General features: G+C 65.5%; 19 protein-coding genes. 16 read left to right on the top strand and 3 right to left on the bottom strand.

Going from position 1 to position 20,261, the window contains the following annotated elements; all coding sequences use genetic code 11:
• Positions 1–49 precede the first annotated feature (49 nt).
• The 11 genes from ACY34H_RS04350 to lnt are packed head-to-tail and all read left to right on the top strand — an operon-like array spanning position 50 to position 9,727.
• Positions 50–202, top strand: coding sequence for a hypothetical protein (locus ACY34H_RS04350; RefSeq protein ID WP_464976260.1), 153 nt, complete (start codon positions 50–52; stop codon positions 200–202).
• A 13-nt stretch (positions 203–215) separates the two neighbouring features.
• Entirely contained in the window at positions 216–1,247 is a 1,032-nt protein-coding gene (gene cpaB / locus ACY34H_RS04345) for a Flp pilus assembly protein CpaB (protein ID WP_464976259.1), read from the top strand.
• 6 nt (positions 1,248–1,253) lie between these two features.
• Positions 1,254–2,612: a type II and III secretion system protein family protein gene (locus ACY34H_RS04340; protein ID WP_464976258.1), complete on the top strand. Its 1,359-nt coding sequence runs from the start codon at positions 1,254–1,256 to the stop codon at positions 2,610–2,612.
• A gap of 3 nt (positions 2,613–2,615) precedes the next feature.
• Positions 2,616–4,406: an ATPase, T2SS/T4P/T4SS family gene (locus ACY34H_RS04335; RefSeq protein ID WP_464976257.1), complete on the top strand. Its 1,791-nt coding sequence runs from the start codon at positions 2,616–2,618 to the stop codon at positions 4,404–4,406.
• Positions 4,399–5,259: a type II secretion system F family protein gene (locus ACY34H_RS04330; RefSeq protein ID WP_464976256.1), complete on the top strand. Its 861-nt coding sequence runs from the start codon at positions 4,399–4,401 to the stop codon at positions 5,257–5,259. The genes ACY34H_RS04335 and ACY34H_RS04330 overlap by 8 nt, the downstream gene beginning before the upstream one ends.
• A gap of 12 nt (positions 5,260–5,271) precedes the next feature.
• Entirely contained in the window at positions 5,272–6,141 is an 870-nt protein-coding gene (locus tag ACY34H_RS04325; RefSeq protein ID WP_464976255.1) for a type II secretion system F family protein, read from the top strand.
• 20 nt (positions 6,142–6,161) lie between these two features.
• Positions 6,162–6,647: a tetratricopeptide repeat protein gene (locus tag ACY34H_RS04320; protein WP_464976254.1), complete on the top strand. Its 486-nt coding sequence runs from the start codon at positions 6,162–6,164 to the stop codon at positions 6,645–6,647.
• Positions 6,644–7,333 (top strand): TadE/TadG family type IV pilus assembly protein, encoded by a 690-nt coding sequence (locus ACY34H_RS04315; protein ID WP_464976253.1) that lies wholly within the window; start codon positions 6,644–6,646, stop codon positions 7,331–7,333. The genes ACY34H_RS04320 and ACY34H_RS04315 overlap by 4 nt, the downstream gene beginning before the upstream one ends.
• 11 nt (positions 7,334–7,344) lie before the next feature.
• Positions 7,345–7,671, top strand: a complete 327-nt coding sequence (locus ACY34H_RS04310) for a DUF192 domain-containing protein (RefSeq protein ID WP_464976377.1) — start codon at positions 7,345–7,347, stop codon at positions 7,669–7,671.
• Entirely contained in the window at positions 7,668–8,063 is a 396-nt protein-coding gene (locus tag ACY34H_RS04305; RefSeq protein ID WP_464976252.1) for a hypothetical protein, read from the top strand. The genes ACY34H_RS04310 and ACY34H_RS04305 overlap by 4 nt, the downstream gene beginning before the upstream one ends.
• Positions 8,063–9,727: an apolipoprotein N-acyltransferase gene (gene lnt, locus ACY34H_RS04300; protein WP_464976251.1), complete on the top strand. Its 1,665-nt coding sequence runs from the start codon at positions 8,063–8,065 to the stop codon at positions 9,725–9,727. The genes ACY34H_RS04305 and lnt overlap by 1 nt, the downstream gene beginning before the upstream one ends.
• Positions 9,728–9,738: 11 nt before the next feature.
• Here lnt and ACY34H_RS04295 read toward each other — a convergent pair whose 3' ends face one another.
• From ACY34H_RS04295 to ACY34H_RS04285, 3 genes are all read right to left on the bottom strand, one after another.
• Entirely contained in the window at positions 9,739–10,737 is a 999-nt protein-coding gene (locus ACY34H_RS04295; RefSeq protein ID WP_464976250.1) for an OmpA family protein, read from the bottom strand.
• A gap of 152 nt (positions 10,738–10,889) precedes the next feature.
• On the bottom strand, positions 10,890–11,867 hold the full coding sequence (locus ACY34H_RS04290) for a D-2-hydroxyacid dehydrogenase (RefSeq protein WP_464976249.1): 978 nt from the start codon (positions 11,865–11,867) through the stop codon (positions 10,890–10,892).
• A complete protein-coding gene (locus ACY34H_RS04285) occupies positions 11,864–12,805 on the bottom strand; it encodes a LysR family transcriptional regulator (RefSeq protein WP_464976248.1) in 942 nt (313 codons plus the stop codon). Before ACY34H_RS04285 ends, ACY34H_RS04290 begins: the two co-directional genes overlap by 4 nt.
• 204 nt (positions 12,806–13,009) lie before the next feature.
• Here ACY34H_RS04285 and ACY34H_RS04280 point away from each other — a divergent pair, with 204 nt between their 5' ends.
• From ACY34H_RS04280 to ACY34H_RS04260, 5 genes are all read left to right on the top strand, one after another.
• A complete protein-coding gene (locus ACY34H_RS04280; RefSeq protein ID WP_464976247.1) occupies positions 13,010–13,207 on the top strand; it encodes a hypothetical protein in 198 nt (65 codons plus the stop codon).
• Positions 13,204–14,073 (top strand): alpha/beta hydrolase, encoded by an 870-nt coding sequence (locus ACY34H_RS04275; protein WP_464976246.1) that lies wholly within the window; start codon positions 13,204–13,206, stop codon positions 14,071–14,073. Before ACY34H_RS04280 ends, ACY34H_RS04275 begins: the two co-directional genes overlap by 4 nt.
• A gap of 196 nt (positions 14,074–14,269) precedes the next feature.
• A complete protein-coding gene (locus ACY34H_RS04270) occupies positions 14,270–15,478 on the top strand; it encodes an efflux RND transporter periplasmic adaptor subunit (protein WP_464976245.1) in 1,209 nt (402 codons plus the stop codon).
• Between the two features lie 31 nt (positions 15,479–15,509).
• A complete protein-coding gene (locus ACY34H_RS04265; protein WP_464976244.1) occupies positions 15,510–18,701 on the top strand; it encodes an efflux RND transporter permease subunit in 3,192 nt (1,063 codons plus the stop codon).
• Complete coding sequence (locus ACY34H_RS04260; protein WP_464976243.1) at positions 18,698–20,182, top strand: efflux transporter outer membrane subunit; 1,485 nt, start codon at positions 18,698–18,700, stop codon at positions 20,180–20,182. Before ACY34H_RS04265 ends, ACY34H_RS04260 begins: the two co-directional genes overlap by 4 nt.
• Positions 20,183–20,261: the final 79 nt, after the last annotated feature.

Below are 20,261 nucleotides of genomic sequence, written 5' to 3'. Positions count from 1 at the left end.
CAGAATCGGCAGTACCAGACGGAAAACCGGACAAGGACAATCCGGGCAAGTGATGATCGAGTACGTGCTGGTGACCACGATGGTGGCACTCGCGTTGCTGATGCCGCAGGCGTTGTCGAACAACATGCCGGTCGGCGAATACCTGGCCAACGGGCTGCGCGCGTTCTTCCGCGCCTACAGCCTGATCGTTTCCCTGTTCTGACCCGGAGCCGGCAGTGAAGAAAATTTCGAAAAACACTGTGTTGCTGGGCGCGGCGGTCGTACTGGGTGCGCTGTGCTTCGTTGGCGCCAATGCCTACTTCAGCAACTACCTCGCGAATGCGGAGAAGGAGCTGGCCAGTTCGTACGAGAAAAAGAAAGTGATCGTGGCAAAGCGCGAGATCAAGCCGGGCGAATCGATTTCCTCCGATAACCTGGCGGTGCGATCGATCCCGAAACGGTACCTGGCCAGCACCGCGTTGTCGCCGGAGGAGCTGGAACAGGTGGACGGCCAGAAGCTCGTCGTCGGCATGAAGCCGGGCGATCCGATCGACCGGGGTGCGCTGGAACGCAGCAACGGCGCAGCGCTGTCGACCACCGTGGAGAAGGGCGAGCGGGCCATCACGTTCCCGGTCGACGAGATCAGTTCCATCTCCGGCATGCTGGTACCGGGCGACGTCATCGACCTGATGTTCACCGGGCCGGGCACCACCGCCAATTCCTATGGCAGCGGCGAGGTGAAGGAACTGACCCACGTGCGGGCGCTGTTGCAGGCGGTGCCCGTGATCGCCACCGGCAAGACGACCCAGAAGCGCACCGTGCGCACGGCCGACGGCGGAGCGCAGGAAGTCGACATGGACTTCACGACGGTCACCCTGAAAGTGTCTCCCGAGCAGGCCGAACAGGTGCTGCTGGGGCAGAAACTCGGCCAGCTGACAGCGGTACTGCGCAATCCGGAAGATGCCATCACGCGCAGCGGCGGCACGGTACTCGACGAAGCGATCTTCAAGCGTGTCGCGGGCGCACCCACGGCCGGGCGCGGCAATTTCGTGGAAATGATCATCGGCGGCAGCGGTACGCCGGGCGGTGCGCGGATCGAGGCGGAAGTGGGGCGCGAACTGGGCAAGGGCCTCCTTGCCGCGCTGGCGCCCCCTTCGTCCCCGGCCGCTGCCAAGGCACCGGACGCCGGCGATGTCCGTGCCCGCCTCGGCATCACTCCTCCGCCGACCGCCCGGCCCATTTCTCCAACCACCAAGAACCAGAACTGATCGCCGATGAGATATCTGCTGAAACTGTGCGCGGCCGGGTTGTTCGCGACCCTGCTGCCGATGGGGCATGCCGCCCCTGCCAAGTCCGCCAAGGTCACCACGGCCGCCGAGCCGATCGAAATGTTTGCCGGCGAGGCGCGCGTGCTGCCGATTTCCGCCGCGCGGATCGCGATCGGCAACGGCAAGACCATCTCCGCTTCCGCGGTCGCCAACAACCAGTTGCTGATCCTGGCCGAGGAACCGGGCAGTTCCACGCTTCACATATGGCTGAAGGATGGGACGCAGCGCGAGATGATCGTGCGTGTTTCCGGTGCCGACCTGAAGCGCACGCTGGACGATGTGAACCGGCTGCTGTCGGCAGTCGACAATGTCAAGGCGCGCATCGCCGGCACGAAGATCGTGCTGGAGGGAGAGATGGTCAGCGATGCCGACCAGGGCCGCGCTGCCGCCATCGCCAGCATGTATCCCGAACAGGTGGTGAACTTCATCGGCAAGGTGGGCTGGGAAAAGATGATTCACCTCGATGTGAAGGTGCTTGAACTGACCACCCGCGGTGCACGGGACCTGGGCATCCGCTGGGATTCGGAGGTCGCGGGGCCCAGTGCCGGCCTGCTGGCCGACCTTGCCAGCAACAGCCTGTACCGCTTCCTGCCGGACCCGGCCAAGACCGGCTTGGAACTGAGCCAGAACGGCGATTGGCTGCCGAACCGGGTGTGGCCGCCCAAAGGCTTCATCACGATGGCGTCGGTGATCAACTCGCGGCTGAACCTGCTCGTTCAGGATGGCGACGCCCAGATGCTCGCCGCACCGAGCCTGAGCACACGCAGCGGATCGAAGGCGCGTTTCGTGGCCGGCGGCGAGATTCCACTGCCGACGATCAACGCACTGGGCGGCACCAACGTCGAGTTCAAGGAGTACGGCATCATCGTCGAGATGACGCCGGTGACCGACCGCTCGGGAGCGATCTACGCGAAGGTGGAGATCGAGGTGAGTAACATCGACCGGGCGGTCACGGTCAACGGTATCCCCGGGCTGCAGAAGCGCGAGTCGAGCGCCGAGTTCAATGCGCGCGATGGCGAGACCGTGGTCCTGAATGGCTTGTACGCATACCAGGACACGAGGGATACGCAGAAAATTCCCGGGCTGGGCAATATCCCGCTGCTCGGCGGTGCGTTCCGGAACAAGGAATCGGCGAAGGAAATGCGCGAAGTGGCGATCATCATCACGCCGCGCCTCGTGGAGGCCACGCCGCAGCCGCTTGCACCGGCCGATGTCAATGGCCAGAAACTGTATGAATTCGACAAGCAGCTGCGCGATCGCGAACTGGGACCCCGGCCGCCCGCAAAGCTGTCGATCACGGAGTAAGCCATGCTGACACTCGAATATCGCGATACCGACGGCCGGGTGGCCGAGCGCACGATCGATGGCGCCGTCGTACTGGGTTGCCAGGCTGATTCCCTGGTGCCGCTGCCGGCCGCTGCCGGCAAGCGCGCACTGCGGCTGGCCGCCGACGCCGCTGGCAACGTCACGGTGACGGACCTGGCATCGCTGTCGGGCGTGTTCGTCAACGGCGAGCGGGTCGTCCGCTACGGCCCCTTGCGGAAGGACGACGCGATCGCCATCGGCGGCGAGATACTGCGCGTGAAAGCGCTGGGCACACCCGTTCAGCCCCCAGCCGTGGCACCGCCGCCGGATGCCGCGCTGGGCAGCATGCCCGCGGGCGCGCGTCCAGCATTGCGTCCGGTACCACCGGCCCCGGCGATGCCGGTACCGCCGGCCCCGGCGATGCAGGTGCAGCCGAAGCCAGTCGCGGCGGTGCCCAAGGCAGTCGCCGCGGCCGTCGATCCGGCCGTGCGGGCACGCCAGCAGGCGCTGGCGGCCAACGCCGAACTGCTGCATACGGAACTGATCAAGACGCTCGACCTGCGGCGCCAGGATGTGACGCGCATGGCCGACACCGAGCTGCGCGTGGTTGCCCGCAAGCTGATCGATGAATTGATGCCGAAGATGACCATGCAGGGCGGCATCGATGCCGAGGAACTCGCCCGCTTCGTGCTTGACGAAGCGGTCGGGCTCGGTGTCCTTGAAGCCCTGCTGGCCGACGATGGCGTCACCGAGATCATGGTCAATGGCGCGGAAGACATCTTCATCGAGCGGGCCGGGCGCACGCAGCGCTCGGACATCGCCTTCTCCAGCGAGAAGGCGCTGATGGGCGTCATCGAGCGTATCGTGTCGCCGATCGGCCGCCGCGTCGACGAGTCGTCGCCGCTGTGCGACGCGCGCCTGAAGGATGGCTCGCGCGTCAACATCGTGATCCGGCCGATCGCGCTGAAGGGGCCGACGGTCTCGATCCGGAAATTCGCCAAGCGCAGGCTGGAAGTGGGCGACCTGGTCGCATACGGTTCGGTGGACGACAGGATGGTCGCGTTCCTGCGGATGTGCGTGGAGCAGAAAAAGAACATCGTCATCTCGGGCGGTACCGGCTCCGGCAAGACCACGCTGCTGAACGTGATTTCCAACCTGATCCCGCCGAACGAGCGGATCGTGACGATCGAGGACGCCGCGGAACTGAAGCTGTACCACGACAACCTGGTGACGCTCGAGGCACGCCCGCCGAATGTGGAGGGCAGGGGACAGGTAACGATCCGCGAACTGGTGAAGAACGCATTGCGGATGCGGCCGGACCGGATCGTCGTCGGAGAGTGCCGCGGCGGCGAGGCGCTCGACATGCTGCAGGCGATGAATACCGGCCACGATGGTTCGTTGACGACGGCGCACGCGAATTCGCCGCGCGACATGCTGTCCCGCCTCGAGGTGATGGTGATGATGGCCGGCATGGACCTGCCGGTCGTTGCGATCCGCGAACAGGTGGCGTCGGCCGTGCAGATCATCGTGCAGCAAACCCGCTTTGCCTGCGGCAGCCGCAAGATTACCAGCATCACCGAGATCACCGGCATGGAAGCCGGCGTGATCCAGATGCAGGAGATATTCCGGTTCCAGCGACAGGGTTTCCAGGACGACGGCCGCGTGCGCGGTCAGTTCATGCCGAGCGGCTATGTGCCGACCTTCTACGAGGAACTGCGCGAGCAGGGCGTGCCGGTCGACCTGTCGCTGTTCGGCCACGAAGAGGACAGGCTGGCGGGAGTCGCCAATGCCTGACTCGATGGCGATCGCGCTGCTCGCGGCGGCCTTCACCGGCTGCATGGCGTTCCTGGGCGTAGTGGCATGGAGTGCTGGACGGCGCTTCGCCATGGCCTATCGCCAGCAGGTGCTCGATGCCACCAGCGCACGGCTGTCCGAGATGTTCATCTTCATGGACCGCCGCCAGCTCGGCCGCGTATCGCTGGCCGTCACGCTCGTCGTCATCCTCGTGGTACTTGTCCTGACGGGCAATCCGCTGCTGGCCCTGGTGGCCGCGGTGGCCTGCCTGGCCGGTCCACGCATCGTGCACCGCCGGCTGAACCTGCGCCGCCGCAAGCTGCTGGTCCGGCAGTTGCCCGATACCCTCGATGCGCTGGTTGGCGCGCTGCGCTCGGGTTTGTCGCTGCAGCAGGCGCTCGGCATGCTGGCCGAGCAGCTGCCGGTGCCATCGCGCCAGGAAATCGGCCTGGTGGTTCGCGAGATGCGGATGGGCGTTGCGATCGACGACGTTCTGACGCAGCTCGAGACACGCGTCGGCACGCAGGAATACACGATGTTCACCACCTGCATGCGCATCGCGCGCGAAGTCGGCGGCAATCTCACCGAATCGCTGGAACGCCTGTCGGAAACCATGCGGCGCAAACTGACGATGGAGGACAAGATCGATGCGCTGACGTCGCAGGGCAAGCTGCAGGGCTGGATCGTCGGCGCGTTGCCGCTCCTTCTGATGTGGGTGCTCTCGGAGATGGAGCCGGAAGCGATGGCGCCGCTGTTCAACACCTGGTATGGCTACGCCGTACTCGCCGTGATCTTCCTGCTGGAACTGGCCGGGTATGTGCTGATCAAGAAGATCGTCACCATCGATGTCTGACCGGGCCCCGCCATGATCCAGTATCTCTTTCCCGCCCTGTTCGCCATCACCGTCGTGACGCTCGCGATGTTCCTGTATCGCGTGATATCAGCCGTCCAGCGCGAAGATCGCACGTACGCCGACAAGCCGCCGAAGCCGTTGCGCCGAGTGTGGGCGCTGATCGACATCGTCACCTATTATGTCAGCCCGTACCTGTCGGTCGAATACCGGGAAAAGACCATCCGCAAGCTGCGCAAGGTGGAACTCGACTACGCACTGTCGCCGCAACAGTGGTTTGCCGCAAAGATCGTCTACGCCGGCGTATTCGGGCTGATGGTGCTGGCGATGTGCCTGATGCTCAAGCGCCCGAGCGTCGCGTTTCCGGTGCTGGGTGCGCTGTTCGGCTTTGTATATCTTGACTTGTGGATGCGCGACCGGCTGAAGGCGGTGGAGGTCGCCGTCATCAAGAATCTGCCCAACTTTCTGGATATGCTGACGCTCGCGGTCGAATCCGGATGCAATCTTACCGTTGGCATTACCGTCGCCGTCGAGAAGTCTCCGGACAGCCCGCTGCGCCGTGCCTTCGCCCGGCTGCTGCGCGAGGTACGCTCCGGCCGCAGCCGTGTCGATGCCTTGCGCATGCTGGAAGAGCGGATCGACATCAGCGCCGTGACCTCGTTGACGACCACGCTGGTGCAGGCAGAAAAGACCGGTGCCAGCGTCGGTTCCGTCCTGCGTGCCCAATCGGCGCAGCGCACCAATGAGCGCTTCGCGCGCGCCGAGAAAATGGCGATGGAGGCGCCGGTCAAGATGCTGGGTCCGCTAATCCTCTGCATCTTCCCATGCACCTTTGTCGTGCTGGGGTTTCCGATCGCCGTCAAGATGATCACCGCATTCAACTGAGTCCACCGATGAGGAGAAACATGAAGATCACCGTATGCATCGCCGCGTTGGCCATGACGGCGCTGACGGCGGGCTGCGCCACGGCACCCGTGCCGGCGCCGGCGAAGGCGACCGAAGCCGCCGACGTGGCCGCGATCGAGCGCCTGGGCAGCCAGGCGGAAGCCGCGCTCGCCGCGGGGGACCTGGCCAGGGCTGGACAGCTGTATGTCGAACTGGTGGCCGCCGCGCCGAACAGTACGCCGGCCTGGTATCGCCTGGGCATCGTCTACCTGCGCAGCGGCAAGCCGGCGTATGCGCAACAGGCATTCGAACGCGCGCTGCAGCTTGACCCGTCTTTGTCGAAGGCGCATGCGAACCTGGCGCTGGCCCACCTGGGCCAGTTCCGTGCATCGGCCACCGTGGCGCTGGCCGGCCGGCAGATCTCCGAGGACAACCGCCGCGCGCTGCTCGCGCTGATGGCGGACGTCGACCAGGTCCTGCCGCCTGCCGCCCCGACGCTGAAATGATGGTTGCCTGCCGCCAGCGTCGCACGCCGCCGCGCCGCGCGGGTGGCGCCGTGACGATCGAATTCTTCATCGTTGCCGCCGGTGTTTTCATCCCCCTGGTGCTCGGCGTGCTGCAAATGGGGATGCTGATGATGGCAAAGAATACGGTCAATCTGGCGGCGCTTTCGGTTGCCCGTGCCGGTGCCGCGTCCGGCGGCGATGCCGGCGAGATGCGCCGGGCCTATGCCAGTGCGCTGGCGCCGCTGTACGCGTCGGCGGCATTGAATGCCAACCTGACCGATGTGAGTTATCCGGCAGCGATGACGGCGACGTACGCTCGCGCGTTGATCGAGGTCGCGACGCCGCTGACGTCGTACCAGGTGCTCAACCCGACACCGGCTTCGTTTCGCGACTTCGGCGTGACGCGCAACGGCGTGCGCGTGATTCCGGTCACCGGCCTGGATACCAGCAACGGCGTGGGGGCATCGTCGCGCCAGCGCCGTTCCGACGCGCTGCTGCTGAAAATCCAGGTGAGGCACTGTTACCGGCTGGTTTTCCCGATCATCGACAGGATGATCATCGGCACCCTGCGCCGCTTCAACGTGAATGCCGGCGACCAGATGTGCTATGCGGCGAACGGCGTGCCGATCCAGGCGCAGGGCGTGGTGCGCATGACGGTGCCGCCGCGTTCGAACAACTTCAGGTGAGGTCCCGCGTGATGAACATCGACGGCTTGCGTATCCATGTGGCGGCGAGCTTCTTCCGGCGGCTGACTGGCCTGCTGGGCAGGCGCGCATTGGCGCCGGACGAAGGATTGCTGCTGACTCCATGCTCGAACATCCACACGGCCTTCATGCGGTTTCCGATCGACGCCGTGTTCCTGGACCGCGAAGGCACCGTGATGGCTGTGTTCCACGATGTGCGGCCCTGGCGGGCTGCCGCCGCCTGGAAGGCGCATGCCTGCCTCGAGCTGGCCAGCGGCACGGCGGCGGCACTCCAGCTGCGGCCGGGCGTGCGGCTGCCGCGCGCCGTGGAGGCGGCATGAAGGCGCTGGCCAGCTTACCCGGCATACTGCGGTCCGCGCTGGCACTGGCTGCGCTTTCACCGGCGTTGGCCGCCGGCGGCATTCACGCGCGCACCGAGCCGGGGGGGCTGGTCGTCATCAGCAACGTGGCGCCGGCCGTGCCCGCCATGGTGGAGCCTGGGACGCGGCCGCGCCGTGCCGCGCCAGCCATTGCGCCGGCATCGTTCCCGCGCGTCAGCGGTGACGAACAGCGTGCCCGCGACGCCGATCGGCGCGGCATCCTGCAGGAAGAGCTGGCCGCCGAGCAGCGCGCACTGGACGATGCACAGGGCCGTGGCGAGGCAAGCGACCGGCTAAGACGCCACCAGCTCAATATCGACGCCTTGCAGCGCGAGCTGATGTCGGTGCGCTGATGCTGCGCAGTGCGCTGCACGCGGGCCTGGCCGGTGTTTTCGGCGCAGCAATGGGAGCCAGCCTCGCGCCTGCCGACGCCTGGTGGTTCGCGCCGTTCTGCCTCGCCGGACTGTTTGCGCTGCTGCCCGGCGCAGGCCATGCGCAACGCTTCGCCTTCGGCCTGATGTTCGGCCTGGGGTGGTTCGGTGCCGGCCTGTGGTGGGTCATCCCGGGCATCGCGGCGAGCACTGGCGCTGGCTGGCCTCTTGCGGGTCTTCTCGGCACTTCGCTGCTGGTGTACCTTGCGTTGTTTCCGGCGGCCGCCGCGGTGGCCGGTGGCGTGCTGTCGCAAGGCAGGCCCGGCTGGCTGCACGCCGCGGCACTGGCCGCCACGTGGACGCTGTGCGACTGGGCTCGCGGCCACCTGTTTGCTGGCATGCCCATGTTGCCGGCCGGGCTGCCGCACGTCGGCGGTCCCCTGGCGGGGTTTGCGCCGGTGGCGGGCGTGCACGGTGTCGGCTTCGCCGGTGCGCTTTGCGCGGCGCTGCTGGCTCGATACGGCTGCGCCGGTGCCGGCAGGTGGCGAACGGCCGATTCGCTCGTACCGCTGCTCGCCGTGTTGTCGATCCTGGCGGCCGGACACTGGCTGCGCGGTGAGGCATGGACCGCGCCGACCGGTGAGGTGGTGACGGCGCGGCTGATCCAGACCGACGTGGCGCAGGAGGACAAGTTCGATGCGCGCGCCGAGGCGCGCATCCAGCGTGGCTATGCGCTTGTGGCAGCCAACAGTCCGGCGGACTTGACGGCCTTTCCCGAAACGGCGCTCTCGGTTGGCTGGGAATCGATGCCGGCGCCTTGGCGCCAGGCCTGGACGAGTGCCGCCGCCGGCCGGGTCGTGCTGATCGGCGCACCAGGTGCGGGAAAGCCTGTACCAGGATTGATCGGTGACGCCAGCAACAGCATGCTGGGTATCGGCGGTAATCAACTGCAGCGCTACGACAAAGTGCACCTTGTGCCACTCGGTGAGCTGTTGCCCGAACACCTGGCCTGGCTGGGCCGCCTGATGGCGGTTCCGCTCGGCGCGCTGGTGCCGGGAGCGGCGTCGCAAACTCCCCTGAGGGTGCGTGGCACCCGGATTGGCGTCGCGATCTGCTACGAGAACCAGTTCGAGGATTACCTCGCGCTGCAGAGCAGGAGCGCGGGCGCGCTATTGGTGGCCAGTAACCTGGCGTGGGCACGGGGATTTGCGGACGCCCAGCACCTGCAGGCCAGCCGCATGCGGGCGCTGGAAACAGGCCGCTGGCTGATGCAGGTATCGAACGGCGACGGAACCGCCCTGGTCGATCCGGCTGGCGCCATCGCCGCAAGCCTCGAAAAGGGGCCCGGCATTCTCGATGTCGGCGTGCCAGCCATGACTGGCACTACCCCGTTCGCCCGGCACGGCAGCGCGGCAGTGCTGGCACTATGCACGTTGCTGGTGGCCGCGGCGCTGGCCGCGCCGCGTGTCCATCGTGCGCTGGCCGCGCCGCGTGTCCATCGTGCGCTGGCCGCGCCGCGTGTCCATCGTGCGCTGGCCGCGCCGCGTGTCCATCGTGTGCTGGCAGCGCCGCGTGTCCATCGTGCGCTGGCAGCGCCGCGTGTTCACAGCCTTCGCTGGCGATGGAACGCGGGCGTACGGCACTGATGCCTCGGCATTCAGGTTTTCACCAGTTCGACCCGGCGGTTGCGGGCGCGGCCTTCCTCGGTGCGATTGTCGGCGACCGGCCTGGCAGAGCCGAACCCGGCGGACTTCAACCTGCCAGCGGCGATACCGGACGATTTCAATGCCGCAACGATCGTGGAGGCGCGCTGCTCGGACAACACTTTGTTGCGCTTCGCATCGCCACTGTCGTCGGTATGTCCTTCTACCGAGATTTTCAGGCCAGGGTTATCTTTCAATAATTTGGCGATCTCATTCACAGCGGGCTTGCCGTCATCGCGCAGCGCAGCCTTGTCTGTATCGAAATGGATGTACAGAGCAATGAATCCGGCTTTATCGAGCGCCGTTTTCATTTCGTCGGCCTTTGTCAGCGCAACCGAGCGTTCCATATTCTTTTCTTCGACAGTGGTGATCTGCACGATCTGCCTGGAAACACCCACGCCGATCCAGATGCGTTTATCTGTCGTGCGGATCAGGTAGGTGGAATATCTGATGCCATCGCCGTAAATGCGCAGCTTTTCCTTGACGAAACGATTTCTCGCCGATGAATTTTCGGCAGGGAAATTCTTGTCCAATGGATGCATCGTGTCCACACGTACGGCACCCAATTCCTTCAGTGCGGCTTCGTAATTGCGGGCGATCTCGAGCCCGGACATCTTTGCCTGCGATGGCGAGAAACGCCGCCGGTCAACCCTGCCTTCCACGGAGTAAGGGGCGGCGCCGGCGACGAACCAGGCACGGTCGAAGTCCTCCTGCTTTGCCTTGCGCAGGGAGGGCTTCAGCTTTTCCGGCCAGTCGACATAGGGAAATGCGGGCAGGGATCTGGTGGTGAAAGGCACGCTTTCTGGATTGAAGGCAGCAGCGGATGTCGCGGCGGGATTAATCTCCTGTGCGGCACGGCTGTCGATCGGCGAAACTGCCAGGCAGGCGGCGGCAAGCATGCTCAAAAGAGAAAAGCGTGGATTCATGGTCATCACGTTGAATGGCAATGCCATTATTATAATCGTGAAATCCGGGATACTAATTAAATTGCAAAACTCATAGTTCCGGTGATATTCATATAATCCGAGTGCGGAGCGCCGCTGAACCGGTCAGCACGGCGCAGCGATAATCGATTTCATGATGAAAGCGATTATCGCTTTCGCGTTCAATCCACCCGGTTGACCGGTTCCCCGCGCACGAACGCCTCGATATTGCCGATCAGCTGGTCCGCCAGCCCCTGCATCGCTTCATGGCTGGCCCAGGCGTTGTGCGGCGTGAGGATGAAGTTCGGCAGCCGCAGCTGCAGCAGCGGATTGCCGGCCGATGGCGGTTCCTGCGTCAGCACGTCGAAGCCGGCGCCGCCGATCACGCCGCGTGCCAGCGCGTCGGCCAGCGCCGCTTCGTCGACCAGGCCGCCGCGCGCGGTATTGATCAACAGCGCCGAAGGCTTCATGCGCGCCAGTTCGGCGGCGCCGATCAGGTTGCGCGTGGCATCGGTCAGCGGCGCGTGCAGCGACAGCACGTCCGACGTCGCCAGCAGTTCGTCGAAGCCGACGTTGACCACGTCCGCATCCGGTACCGGCGTGCGCGTGTGCACGGCGATCTCCATGCCGAACGCGCGGCCGATCCGCGCCACCTGCCGGCCCAGCGCGCCGTAGCCGAACAGGCCGAGGCGGCTGCCGTGCAGGTCGCGGATCGGGTGGTCGAACAGGCAGAAGCGGGGCGCCGCTTCCCATTTGCCGGCTTCCACGTCGGCCCGGTAGGCCAGCAGGTTGCGGCGCAGTGCGAGGATCAGCGCGAACGTGTGCTCGGGCACCGCCGCATGCGCGTAGTCGCGGATGTTCGACACGACGATGCCGCGTTCGCGCGCGGCGGCCAGGTCGACGATGTCGGTACCGGTGGCGGCCACCGCGATCATTTTCAGCTTCGGCAGTTGCGCCAGCGTGCCGGCGCGCAGCGGCACCTTGTTGGTGATCGCGATCGTCGCATCGGCCAGCCGCGCGGCCGCCTCGGCCGGCGTGCTGGCCGGGTATTCGGTCCAGGCATGATCGAAAGCCGGACGGTGCACCTCGGCGATCACGCTGTCGCGGTCGAGGAAAACGATGGTGTGCGGTGAAGGGGTATCGTGGCGGGGGGAATTCAAGCGGCCTCCGGTAAAGGGTGGGCCGGGCTGCGCAGGCGCATGCCCGGGTGGTTGGCAAACAGTTCGGCGACCCATTCGACGAACACGCGCACCTTGGCCGACAGGTGGCGGTTCTGCGGGTAGACGATGTGGACGGGCAGCGGGTCCGTGATCCAGTCCGGCAGCAGCTGGACCATGCGGCCTTCGCGCACGTGCTGCAGCAGCAGGTAGTCGGTCATCTGGATCACGCCCAGGCCGGCCAGGCCCGCCTGCACGTAGGCGTTCGAGTCGTTCAGCGCGATCATGCCGGGCATCGGCACCTGGATCCGTTCGCCGTCCCTGGTGAAATCCCAATCGTAGATCTTGCCGGTCTTGGCAGAAAAATAGTTCACGCAGCGATGCCGTTCGAGATCGCGCGGATGTTGCGGCGCACCGTACCTGTCCAGGTACGACGGCGCGGCACAGGTGACGAAGTGGATGATGCCGATGCGGCGCGCGATCAGCGTGGAATCGCCCAGTTCACCGCCGCGCACCGCGCAATCGACACCTTCCTCGATCAGGTCCACGGGGCGGTCCGAGCTGCCCAGTTCCAGCTGGATGTCGGGGTAGCGCTCGAAGAAGCCGGGCAGGGCGGGCACCAGGATCTCGCTGGCCAGCCCGGTCGGCGATTCCACGCGCAGCCGGCCGCTCGGCGACAGCCGGGTGCGCGACAGCGATTCTTCGGCATCCTTCACGTCGGACAAGATGCGCAGGCAGCGTTCGTAATAGGCGGCGCCGTCGGCCGTCACGCTGACCTGCCGTGTCGTCCGGTGCAGCAGTTTGACCGACAGTGACGTTTCGAGCTGCTGGATCAGGGTCGACACGGTGGCTTTCGGCAGCTGCATCAGGTCCGCCGCGCGCGAAAAGCCGCCCGCATCGACCACCTGCACGAAGACTTCCATCGCCTGTAGTTTGTTCACTTGCCATCTCCCGTGTTGCCGGTTTATTACAAGGCAACTTCCGGAGTGTGTCTCCGTCACGAACCTGTCATTGTTCGGATTCATGAACAATCAATTCGTCATTGCCGTCTTTATCAGATTGTAGATCAAGCCTATGATTACTGCACTGCATCAAAAAACGACTTACTTGGCAAGCTCACTGGAAAGGTCATTGAAAGGCTCATCATGGAACTCCGGAACATTCTCCTCATCGTGGCACTGGCGCTGTATGCGCTGGCCATGGCCGGCATCGTCAGCACGGACGCATACTCGCAGGCGGCGGGCGCCGAAGCGCGCGGCCTGCACGCGCTGATGGCCGAGGTGCAGTCCGGCAGCTCCACCGGTGCGGTGCTGGCCGATGCGCCGCAGGCAGTGGCGCAATGAGCGGGCTGCAGCAAGTCGTGCCGCTGGCCGGCGACCTGGTACTGCGCGACCTGGAAGCGGGCGGCGCCGAAGGAGCACTGCCGGCGCGCCTGTACCTGGCCGGCGCGCCCGCCACGAAACGCGATACGCTGGTGGTGTTTTTCCATGGCGGCGGCTTTGTCGGCGGATCGATCGACGAAGCGGACGATTTCCTGTCGCGCCTGGTCAGCAGCGACCGCGCCCAGGTGGCGCTGTCCGCCGGCTATACGCTGGCGTCGGTGAAGCCGTTCCCGGCCGCGGTGGAGGATGCCCACGCACTGCTGCTGTGGGCAAAGAAGAACAAGTCGAAACTGTCGTGGAACGGCAAGCGCCTGGTGGTGGCCGGCATCGAGGCCGGCGCCAACCTGGCCGCCGTGGTGGCGCTGATGTCGCGCGACCGCGGCGGGCCGCCGCTGGCCGGCCAGGTCCTGATCATGCCGATGCTCGACCCCGCGCTGTCCACCTGCTCGATGCGCGAAATGCCGGTATGCCGCGACAAGGCCGCCATTGTCGACCGGGTCGCCGATACCTGCGCCGCCGGCTACCGCGGCTACCTGCCGAATGCCGCCGACCGCAGCCATCCGTATGCGTCGCCATTGCAGTCGTCGCGGCTGAAGAACCTGCCGCCGGCCCTGATCCTGTCCGCCGAGGACGATCCATTGCGCGACGAAGCTGAACAATACGGAGCAAAACTCATCAAATGCGGCATCACCACCACGGTGAAACGGCTGCCGCCGCCGCCGCTCGACCAGGCAGGCGGACGTAACGATTGCGCCTGCGTCTATGCACTGACCGAAATTACCGCGTTCATCCGCGGTGCCGATGGGACGGAGACCCCACCAGCCTGAGGGATATATAAATAAAAACGTTTACTTATCGTCGGGCTGGCGATATAGTGAAACGATCCAATTCCAGTAACTAATAGTAACAACGCGCAGCGAAGATACTTCACAGCGTGGTGGGCCCGCTTTTTCTCTCGAACTAGGCGAGTGAAGAATGGCAACGCAAAGCTATTAATATTTTTCATACAAAAAGGGGTAAAAAATGAAAAACACGAATACATTGACAGCGCTCGTGCGACCGATCGTCGGCATGCTGGCAGCGGCCGGCATCGCGGTCACGCTGGCCGGCTGCGAGGATGCCACCGGCAAGACGGCGGACGCATCTGCTGCCAGCGCTGCCGGCGGCCCACCCATTTCCGCGGCACTGGTGATCGAAAAGCCGGTGGTGGAAACCCAGGAGTTTTCCGGCCGGCTGGAAGCCATCGACCACGTGGAAATCCGGTCGCGCGTTTCCGGCTTCATCACCGCGGTGAATTTCAAGCCGGGCAGTGAGGTGAAGAAGGGCGACGTGCTGTTCGTCATCGATCCGCGCCCCTACCAGGCGGAAGCCGACCGCGCCGAGGCTGCAGCCAACTCGGCCCGCGCCCGCGCCGAACTGGCCCGGCTGGAACTGACCCGCGCCGAGCGCCTGCTGGCCGACAAGGCCATTGCCCAGCGCGAATTCGACGAGCGCGCGTCCAGCCAGAAGGAGCTCGACGCCAGCGCCCGCGCCGCGCAGGCCCAGTCCGAAGCGGCGAAACTGAACCTGTCGTACACCCGTGTCACCTCGCCGATCGACGGCCGCGTGTCGAAGGCCGAGATCACGCTGGGCAACCTGGTGGACGCCTCCGCCGTGCTGACCTCCGTCGTTTCGCTGGAAAAAATCTACGCCAGCTTCGATGGCGACGAGGACACCTACCTGCGCGTGGGCACCCAGAACCACAAGGGGCAACCGGTCGTCGTGAAGGTCGGCCTGGCCAACGAGGAGGGCTTCCCGCACGAAGGCAAGCTGGAATTCGTCGACAACCAGCTCGATACGCAGACCGGCTCGGTGCGCATGCGCGCCACCTTCGACAACAAGGACGGCGCCCTGGTGCCGGGCCTGTTCGCCCGCGTGCAGCTGGGCGGCGGCACTGCCGTCAGCAACGCGGTGCTGATCAACGATCGCGCCGTGGGCACGGACCAGAACCGCAAGTTCGTCTTCGTGGTGGGCGCAGACAACAAGGCGGAGTACCGGGCAGTCAAGCTGGGACCGACCGTCGATGGCCTGCGCGTCGTGAAGGAAGGCCTGAAGGCCAACGAGAAGATCGTCGTCAACGGCCTGCAGCGCGTGCGCCCCGGCGCGCCCGTCACCCCTACGACCGTGCCGATGGATGCCGACGTCGCCAAGGCGCAGGACAACAAGAAGGATGCCAAGGTGGCCGCGCTGTAAGGCGCCGCCTGGCTAAAACCAAGGAACAACCATGAACTTCTCACGCTTTTTTGTCGACAAGCCGATCTTCGCGGCCGTGCTGTCGATCCTCGTGTTCGTCGCGGGCCTGATCAGCATCTTCAAGCTGCCCATTTCCGAGTACCCGGACGTGGTGCCGCCGTCGGTGGTGGTGCGTGCCCAGTATCCGGGCGCCGACCCGAAGATCATCGCCGAAACGGTGGCCGCGCCGCTGGAAGAGCAGATCAACGGCGTTGAAAACATGCTGTACATGTCGTCGCAGAACACCTCCGACGGCGCGCTGCAGCTGACCGTCACGTTCGCGATCGGCACCAACGTCGAGCAGGCCGAGACGGCCGTGCAGAACCGCGTGCAGCGTGCGCTGCCGCGCCTGCCGGAAGAGGTACGCCAGATCGGCGTCACCACGGTGAAAAGCTCGCCGAACCTGACGATGGTGGTCCACCTGAACTCGCCGGACGGCCGCTACGACGACCTGTACCTGCGCAATTACGCGGTGCTCAACATCAAGGACCAGCTGGCCCGCATCCATGGCATGGGTGAAGTCCAGCTGTTCGGCTCCGGCGACTACGCGATGCGTGTCTGGCTCGATCCGCAGAAGGTGGCGGCGCGCGGGCTGACGTCGGGCGAAGTGGTCGATGCGATCCGCGAGCAGAACGTGCAGGTCGCGGCCGGTGTCATCGGCCAGGGCCCGTCGAAGGATGCCGACTTCCAGCTCACCGTGAAGACGCAGGGCCGCCTGTCGACGATCGAGGAATTCGGCGACATCGTCGTCAAGGCCGGCGCCGATGGCGCGGTCACGCGCCTGAAGGACCTGTCGCGCCTGGAAATGGGCTCGAACTCGTATGCGCTGCGCTCGCTGCTGAACAACAAGTCGGCGGTGGCGATTCCCATCTTCGAGGCGCCCAACGCCAACGCGCTGCAACTGTCGACCGACGTGCGCGCGACGATGGAGCGGCTGTCGAAGGACTTCCCGGAAGGCGTCGAATACAGCATCGTGTATGACCCGACCCAGTTCGTGCGTGAATCGATCGATTCCGTGATCCACACGCTGGTCGAAGCGGTGATCCTGGTTGCCCTGGTGGTGATCATCTTCCTGCAGACCTGGCGCGCTTCCATCATTCCGCTGCTGGCCGTGCCGGTGTCGGTGGTGGGTACCTTTGCCGTGATGATGATCTTCGGCTTCTCGATCAACACGCTGTCGCTGTTCGGCCTCGTGCTGGCGATCGGTATCGTGGTCGACGATGCGATCGTGGTGGTGGAGAACGTCGAGCGCAATATCGAGAACGGGCTGTCGCCGCGCGACGCGACGATCCAGGCCATGAAGGAAGTGTCCGGCCCGATCATCGCCATCGCGCTGGTGCTGTGCGCCGTGTTCGTGCCGATCGCCTTCGTGTCCGGCCTGACGGGCCAGTTCTACCGCCAGTTCGCGCTGACCATCGCCATCTCCACCGTGATCTCGGCCTTCTCGTCGCTGACGCTGGCGCCGGCACTGTCGGCCGCGCTGCTGAAGGGCCATCACGAACCGAAGGACGCGCTGACGCGCGGCATGGACAAGGTATTCGGCGGCTTCTTCCGCGTCTTCAACAAGTTCTTCAACCGCTCGGCGCACAAGTACGAGAACGGCGTCAAGGGCGTGCTGCGCCACAAGGGTGCATCGCTGGTCATCTACGCACTGCTGGGCGCCGCGGGCCTGTTCATGTTCAAGGCCGTGCCGCCGGGCTTCGTGCCGGCGCAGGACAAGCAGTACCTGATCGGCTTCGCCCAGTTGCCCGATGCCGCCTCGCTGGACCGCACCGATGAAGTGATCCGCAAGATGTCGGAAATCGCCGAGAGCATCCCTGGCGTGGAGAACTCGATCTCGTTCCCTGGCCTGTCGATCAACGGCTTCACCAATGCGCCGAACGCCGGCATCGTGTTCCTGGGACTGGCGCCGTTCGACCAGCGCAAGGACAAGAACAAGTCGGCCGAGGCGATCGCCGCGGAGATGAACAAGCGCATGGGCGCCGTGCAGGACGCCTTCGTCATGGTGCTGCCGCCGCCGCCCGTGAACGGCCTCGGCACCACCGGCGGTTTCAAGCTGATGATCGAAGACCGCGGCAACCTGGGTTACGACGAACTGTACAAGGCGGTACAGGCGGTGCAGGCCAAGGCCGCGCAGGAACCGCGGCTGCAGGGCGTGTTCTCCGGCTACCAGATCAACGTGCCGCAGCTGTTCGCCGACGTCGATCGCGTGAAAGCGAAACAGCTGGGCGTGCCGCTGCAGACGATCTACCAGACCTTGCAGATCAACCTGGGCTCGCTGTACGTCAACGACTTCAACCAGTTCGGCCGTACTTACCAGGTGCGCGTGCAGGCCGATGCGCAGTTCCGCTCGCAGCCCGAGCAGATCGCGCAGCTGAAGGTGAAGAACGACAAGGGCGAGATGATTCCGCTGTCGTCGCTGATGCGCGTGAAGGATACATATGGCCCGGACCGCGTGCAGCGCTACAACAACTACGTGGCGGCGGACCTGAACGGCGGCCCGGCAGCGGGCGTGTCGTCCGGCCAGGCGCAGGCGATCATGGACCAGATCCTGCGCGACACGCTGCCGAAGGGCATCACGTATGAATGGACCGACCTGACGTACCAGGACATCCTGGCCGGCAACACGATGATCTATGTGTTCCCGCTGTGCGTGCTGCTGGTGTTCCTGGTGCTGGCCGCGCAGTACGAAAGCTGGACCCTGCCGCTGGCGGTGATCCTGATCGTGCCGATGTCGATCCTGTGCGCGCTGATCGGCGTGAAGCTGACCGGTGGCGACAACAATATTTTTACCCAGATCGCGCTCTTCGTGCTGGTCGGACTCGCGTCGAAAAACGCGATCCTGATCGTGGAATTCGCACGCGAACTGGAAGATCACGGGCGCAGCGTCGTCGACGCCGCACTGGAGGCTTGCCGCCTGCGTCTGCGCCCCATCCTGATGACGTCGATCGCATTCATCATGGGCGTGCTGCCGCTGGTGTTCTCCAGTGGCGCGGGCGCCGAGATGCGCCATGCGATGGGTGTCGCCGTGTTTGCCGGCATGCTGGGCGTGACGTTCTTCGGCCTGTTCCTGACGCCGGTGTTCTACGTGCTGCTGCGTACGCTGGCCAAGCGCATGGAAAAGAAAAACGTACCGGCGCACGAGGAAGTGTCGCTGGTGAAAATGGAAGGGACTCACGGATGAACAATTTTATTGCCAGGGGTCGCGCCCCCGCTCTGTCGCTGATCGCCGCGCTGGTGTTGAGCGCCTGCGCCGCGCCTGAATTCAAGCAACCCGCGGTGGAGGTGCCGGCCGCCTTCAAGGAAACCGGCGGCGACGTCAAGGTGGCTGCCGACGGCACGCGCTGGAAGGAAGCGCAGCCGGCCGAGCAGCAGCCGCGCGGCGAGTGGTGGCTGGCCTTCAACGACCCGGCGCTGAACGAGCTGATGGCCGAGGCGATCCGCAACAACGCCAACCTCACCGTCGCCGCCGCGCGGGTGAAACAGGCGCGTGCCATCGCCGGCATCGCCGAGGCGGACCGCATTCCGCAGGTGGGCGTCGGCGTCGGTGCCAGCCGTTCGCAGCAGTCGCCGCAGGAAGCGGGCCTGCCGCAAGGCACGCGGATGGCGCCGGGCACCAGCTACAACGCCCGGCTGACGGCAAGTTATGAAGTGGACCTGTTCGGCCGCGTGTCGTCCAATGTGGCGGCAGCGCGCAACGACGCGGCGACGGTTGAAGCGAATTACCGCTCCGTGCTGCTGTCGCTGCAGGCCGACGTGGCCCAGACCTGGTTCCGCCTGCGGGCCACGGACGCCGAACTGGCGACCGTGGCGCAGACGGTCCGGCTGCGCGAGGAGAACGTCAAGGTCAACCAGCGCCGCTTCGACCTGGGCGATATCGGCGAGTTCGACCTGTCCCGCGCGAAAACCGAACTGGCGACATCGCGCGCCGAAGCGATCGGCCTGGAACGGCAGCGCACGACCGCCGAGCACTCGCTGGCGGTGCTGCTCGGGAAACCGGCGGCATCGTTCACGGCTGGCGAGAATCCGCTGGCAGAGGGCGGCACGTTGCCGGCCATTCCGGGCGGCCTGCCATCGTCGCTGCTGGAACGCCGGCCCGACATCGCCGCCGCCCAGCGTGCGATGGAAGCGTCGAACGCCCGCATCGGCGTGGCCCGCTCGGCGATGTTCCCGGCGCTGACCATCAGCGCCGACGGTGGCGGCGTCGGCCCGGCCTTCTCCGACGTGTTCCGCTGGAGCAGCCGCTCCTGGCTGCTCGGCGCGCTGCTGTCGATGCCCGTCATCGACGGCGGCCGCAACCGGGCCAACATCACCCGCAGCGAAGCGGTGCTGGAAGAATCGGTCGGCACCTACCGCCAGACGGTGCTGACCGCGTTCGCCGAGGTCGAGGACAACCTGGCCGGCCTGCGCATCCTGTCCGGCCAGACGGCGCAGATCGACGATGCCGTCGTCTCCGCCCGGCGCTCCGCCGACCTGGCGCAGAAGCTGTATGACGCCGGCCGCTCCAGCTACCTCGAGCTGCTCGACGCCCAGCGCAACCTGGCCACCGTCGAACGCACCGCCGTGCAACTGCGCGGCGACCGCGCCATCACCACCGTCGCACTGATCCGCGCCCTCGGCGGCGGCTGGGACGCACCGGTCAATACCGCCCAGGCCAGCAACTAAATAACCCCGCGTAGTCCTTTACGGCGGCTCCCACCGGAGCCGCCGTTTTTTTTGGAAACATTTCCTGAAACCGGGGTCT

Source organism: Pseudoduganella sp. jia 9 (assembly GCF_055502615.1).
Note: the sequence above shows the minus strand (reverse complement) of the source record. Positions and strands in the feature narration are given on the sequence as shown.